We start from the raw sequence: 548 nt of genomic DNA on the forward strand, positions 1-548 counted from the left end.
ATTGAAAGCGCAAGCTTTCATCGGCAGGTTGCTTCGTCACGTGCCGGAAAAAGGCACCCATGTGGTAAGGTCCTATGGGCTGTTACATCCCAATTGTCGTGAAAAGCTCGATTGGGCACGCAAATTGTTGGGCCAGGCGCCGTATGTGCCGACACTGAAACTGCCCAGCGCCATGGAGCTGCTGCAACGGATGTTTCCTGACCAGCCTATCGGCCGATGTCCCCGTTGCGCAACGGAGCTGCGTACCGTTTTCATATACCGGGGCGGTCAAGCCCCGGGCTTAAAGCTTGCCGCCTGACCGACAAACTGAGCAAACAGCATATAGCCGCCGGCTACGACACACCGCTATTGCCAAAAGAGGGCTGATTTTGATATATTTGGGACACCCCGAAAGTTTTAAAGCAGTCCATACGAACAAAACAGCTTTGATGCATCTTAAAAAAACGATCGAGCATAAAAGCAAGAGATTTATAATTTGACATTGTAAAGATTATTCTTGCAATTACTTCAGTTATTTACTATGGATGTATTCATGAAATCAACCCCGG

1 protein-coding gene is annotated in these 548 nt (G+C 48.5%); it reads left to right on the forward strand.

The window, feature by feature from the left end; all coding sequences use genetic code 11:
- Positions 1–298 (forward strand): transposase (locus P1P89_23365; GenBank protein MDF1594462.1); only part of this gene is annotated, 298 nt, incomplete at its 5' end.
- Positions 299–548 lie beyond the last annotated feature (250 nt).

This window comes from Desulfobacterales bacterium (genome assembly GCA_029211065.1).
In the GTDB taxonomy this organism is placed as follows: domain Bacteria; phylum Desulfobacterota; class Desulfobacteria; order Desulfobacterales; family JARGFK01; genus JARGFK01.